Here is a 3,632-nt window from a genome sequence, read left to right as displayed (position 1 = left end):
CCGCCGCTAATGGTAATTTTTGCCACATAGGTTTGCGCTTTTGGCTACCCAACCAATTAAGGCGTTGCAGCATGATCACTAAGCCACTCTCTTTAACCATTTCGAGCGCATGCTCGGTAAACTCTTGCGCCACGTTAAAGGGCGGGTTGGTGATGATCATGTCGTATGGTTTTTTTAAACTCTTTACCTGCAAAAAATCACAGTTAATTACGCTAGCGCGTGAATCAGCACGAATATCCCAGCTATCAACTGTAAAGCCTTCTTTTTCTAGCACTGTTGGGTAGCTCATTTCGTACTTGTTACAACCGCCTGCGCTTGGGTCTAGCACTCTTGGGTTTTCATCTGGTGAGCAAACCAACATATTATTTTCAGCAAGCGCTGCTAAAAAATCTTCTATTAACCAATGTGGTGTTATGTAGTAGTCGTCGCCGTTGCGTACCGTTCCGCGATTTAATGAACTCATTGTTACGCCTTAGTAATGGTTAAATGTGAATAGTTGGTATTGGCTTCAACGCGCGGTGCATGTTGCATGTTGCACAAATTTAGCGGGGGCCATGGCGTTAGCATCGGTAAATGCTTTTACTAATTGCTCCATTTGCAAAATAGCCTTGTGTATTTTTAAGCGGGTATCTGCATTAAAATTAGCAAAGCCGCTTTCTAAATGGTGGCGCTTTAGGCCTGCCGCAAAACATACTAATGTGCGCTCTTGCTCGCTTAGCACTTTGGTATACACGTATTCTGGCGTGTGGCGCTCGCTGCCCATTAATGCTTTTATTTCGGCCAAGCCTTTTGGTACGTGGCGGCCAGTTACTGCTTTTAATGGTGCTGGGTTTGGGTAGTTAATAGCTGTGTTTGCCATGATTAATTAACTCCTTGCTGGCTACGGGTTGCTGCATTTAGGTAATTAGTTGCTTGTGTTTTTAACCAGAAAACTGCTTTTTGTATTGTTTGGTATTCATCACCCGAGCAAAAAACCGGCAATAAAAAGTCACCCACACGCGCTTGTAGCACTGCTGGCTTTGTTTCGTGCGTTGCTTTTGTTGTAGTAATTTTGCAGCTCAATAAATAGCGGCATTGCTCTGCTAATGTTTTAAAGCTGCTTAACGTTTCTCTGCTAAATACTTGGTATGTGCCCATTGCCCTGCTCCTAGTTATTAACTTGTTTATTGCCGTAAATCTCTTGAAACTTCTCACTGCCTAAACGCATAAACTCCTCAATATCTGCTTCAAGCCATACAACACGGCCGCTCGATATTTTATGTGTTTTAGGAAACTGCCCTTTATCCATCAACCGATATAACGATGTGCGGTGCATGCCGCACTTTTGCGCCACGTCTGCAGGGCGTAAATATCGGTCGTTTATTGTTACCACTTCACCACGTACATTGCGGCGGTAATGATCTGCTGCGATTAACTGGCTCATGCTGCATCTTCCTTGTCGGTTTTAACGTGGTCAGCTAGTAGGTCTGCTACCGTTACTTGGCCGTTTGTTAGTTCTGAAATACGGGTAATGTATTTCGCTGGGGCTTGGCCGTACTTATTTATCCAATCCCACACAGAAGCTTGTTTTACACCTAAGGCGCTGCCTAACTTAGTTTGTCCGCCATAGATTTTTACAGCTTTAGCGATGTTATTCATAATTCAACGCCTTTATTACAGTTTGTAGCTGTATTAAATACAGTTGCAGCGTGGTTGTCAATACCTGTTTTAGCTGTAAAATAGCTATAAGCTGTAATTTGACTGTATTAATTCAACTTAATTAACTGTTTTTGATAAGAAAGGACTACTTATGAGCATTGGAAAAAGAGTAAAAGAAAGAAGAAAAGAACTAGACTTAACCCAAGTTAAGCTTTCTGAAATGATTGGGATAGCTCAGCAATCGCTCCAAAGGATTGAAGATGGAACAACTAAAACGACCAAGAAAATAAATGAGCTGGCTAAGGCGCTACAGTGCACACCTGAGTTTTTGCAGTTTGGTGTAACGGAAAACATCAATAACAACGTTTCGCCAGGGCCTGACATTAAATCAACTGTGCCGCTTATTAGCTGGGTTCAAGCGGGTGCATGGAGTGAAATAAACGAGATACGCGAATGCGACGCTGAACGTTTTATGTGCCCAGTTAACGCAAGCGGCAAAACGTTTGCCCTGCGGGTGCAAGGCGTGAGTATGGAGCCTAAATTTTACGAGGGTGATTTAATATTTGTAGACCCCGAAGCTGAGTGCATACACGGTTCGTACGTAGTAGCGCGTTTAGACGATAATAACGAAGCTACCTTTAAGCAGCTCATTATTGAAAGTGGCCACAAGTTTTTAAAAGCCGCCAACCCTAACTGGCCTGAGCAACTAATACCGATAAACGGCAATTGTACGTTGGTGGGTAAAATAATATTTGCTGGTAAGTCGTTTTAAATAAATTAAGGATAATACAATGGATGATTTGGAGTTTTACGCACGCGTTAATGTCGATAAAGTAAACAAGGTTTATAACAAACTCACTAATAACGCCCCTTGCCCTGTGTGCAAAACAGGCGAACTGAGCTTTTTAGCCACTGAAGATGATACGCTAGCCGTAACCAAACAAACTTCACACTTTGTAACACCTAAAGGGAAAATAGACGAAGTTACCTTTCCTACTTTCACATTAATTTGCACCACTTGCAGCACTCAGCAAACGCTAAATACTAAAATAATAATGGCAGCATTAGAAAAGGAAACAACTGATGAGCAAGAGTAACATTGTAGATGTTGATTTTATGGGTGATAATAAAACCAGTAAAAAATCAGGCAGCGGCGGTGGTGGTGACATGGAAACCAGAATAGCAAAACTCGAATCAGACGTTGGGTATATTAAACGCGATATTGATGAGATTAAATCAGAGCTAAAAATTCACAGCGGTGAGTTTAGAAGCCTGCGCACTGAAATTTTTGAACTTAAACTTAGCATTTCTAGCTTTAAAGTGTGGGCGCTAGCCTCTATTTTCAGTAGTGCGGGGTTGGTGCTTGCGGCCATTAAGTACCTTTAATTTAACTTATCACCTAAAAAAGCCGCTAATTTAGCGGCCTTTTTTGTTTATATTTTTATATCGAGCAAGCTCCATTTGTTTTTTTCTTCTTCTTTTCTAAGCTCAACATAATAACGACCTCTTATTGTTGCGCCAAACCTGTTTTGTGAGTCCACATAACCCCACACTCTGTATACGCAATCTCCCATATATTCAGTTCTTACACCGCTTGCGTTTGATGATGGAAAGTCAGCGGTTGACGGAGAAACCAAGCTATCTTTTACAAAGTCTTGAGCCATATAATAATGCATATAATCAGATTTGCATTCTTCCTCTCGCTCAGCAGCTAGCTCCTCTGCTTTTTCACGCTCTATTTTTTCCGCCTTAATTCGCAACTTTTCTTGCTCTGCGGCTATTTCACGTTGCTCAATTTCTTTTTTAATTCTTGCTTGCTGAGCTTGTTTTATTTTTTCAGTTTTTGCCTGCTCAGCCTTGACCGCTTTTTGCTCTGGAGTAAGTGGCGGGGGTGGCGTGGCAAATGCCACTGCAATAAACAGCAATACAATACCTGCTATTACTGCCTTGCCTTGGGTAAGCTCTACCTTGCCTTTTGCGGCTGCGTTTACTGT

Annotated in this window: 9 protein-coding genes; 3 read left to right on the top strand and 6 right to left on the bottom strand. The window is 41.9% G+C overall.

Going from position 1 to position 3,632, the window contains the following annotated elements:
• From L654_RS0101580 to L654_RS0101560, 5 genes are all read right to left on the bottom strand, one after another.
• On the bottom strand, nt 1–463 hold a 463-nt coding region (locus L654_RS0101580; RefSeq protein WP_024607048.1), incomplete at its 3' end, for an SAM-dependent methyltransferase.
• A gap of 45 nt (nt 464–508) precedes the next feature.
• Nucleotides 509–859: a hypothetical protein gene (locus L654_RS01000000125335; RefSeq protein ID WP_225305699.1), complete on the bottom strand. Its 351-nt coding sequence runs from the start codon at nt 857–859 to the stop codon at nt 509–511.
• A gap of 2 nt (nt 860–861) precedes the next feature.
• Nucleotides 862–1,137 (bottom strand): hypothetical protein, encoded by a 276-nt coding sequence (locus tag L654_RS0101570; RefSeq protein WP_024607047.1) that lies wholly within the window; start codon nt 1,135–1,137, stop codon nt 862–864.
• 10 nt (nt 1,138–1,147) lie between these two features.
• Nucleotides 1,148–1,423, bottom strand: a complete 276-nt coding sequence (locus tag L654_RS0101565; protein ID WP_002960068.1) for an AlpA family phage regulatory protein — start codon at nt 1,421–1,423, stop codon at nt 1,148–1,150.
• On the bottom strand, nt 1,420–1,638 hold the full coding sequence (locus tag L654_RS0101560; RefSeq protein WP_024607046.1) for a YdaS family helix-turn-helix protein: 219 nt from the start codon (nt 1,636–1,638) through the stop codon (nt 1,420–1,422). The genes L654_RS0101565 and L654_RS0101560 overlap by 4 nt, the downstream gene beginning before the upstream one ends.
• 151 nt (nt 1,639–1,789) lie before the next feature.
• Here L654_RS0101560 and L654_RS0101555 point away from each other — a divergent pair, with 151 nt between their 5' ends.
• The 3 genes from L654_RS0101555 to L654_RS1000000128085 are packed head-to-tail and all read left to right on the top strand — an operon-like array spanning nt 1,790 to nt 3,024.
• On the top strand, nt 1,790–2,410 hold the full coding sequence (locus L654_RS0101555) for a S24 family peptidase (protein WP_024607045.1): 621 nt from the start codon (nt 1,790–1,792) through the stop codon (nt 2,408–2,410).
• Nucleotides 2,411–2,429: 19 nt separating this feature from the next.
• On the top strand, nt 2,430–2,735 hold the full coding sequence (locus L654_RS0101550; RefSeq protein WP_004589032.1) for a hypothetical protein: 306 nt from the start codon (nt 2,430–2,432) through the stop codon (nt 2,733–2,735).
• Nucleotides 2,722–3,024, top strand: a complete 303-nt coding sequence (locus L654_RS1000000128085; protein ID WP_024607044.1) for a hypothetical protein — start codon at nt 2,722–2,724, stop codon at nt 3,022–3,024. Before L654_RS0101550 ends, L654_RS1000000128085 begins: the two co-directional genes overlap by 14 nt.
• Nucleotides 3,025–3,071: 47 nt before the next feature.
• Here the strand turns inward: L654_RS1000000128085 and L654_RS1000000127945 are convergent.
• Nucleotides 3,072–3,632: hypothetical protein (locus L654_RS1000000127945; protein WP_029753453.1), on the bottom strand; the 561-nt coding region annotated here is incomplete at its 5' end.

Source organism: Pseudoalteromonas sp. TAB23 (assembly GCF_000498075.1).
Lineage (GTDB): Bacteria > Pseudomonadota > Gammaproteobacteria > Enterobacterales > Alteromonadaceae > Pseudoalteromonas > Pseudoalteromonas arctica.
Note: the sequence above shows the minus strand (reverse complement) of the source record. Positions and strands in the feature narration are given on the sequence as shown.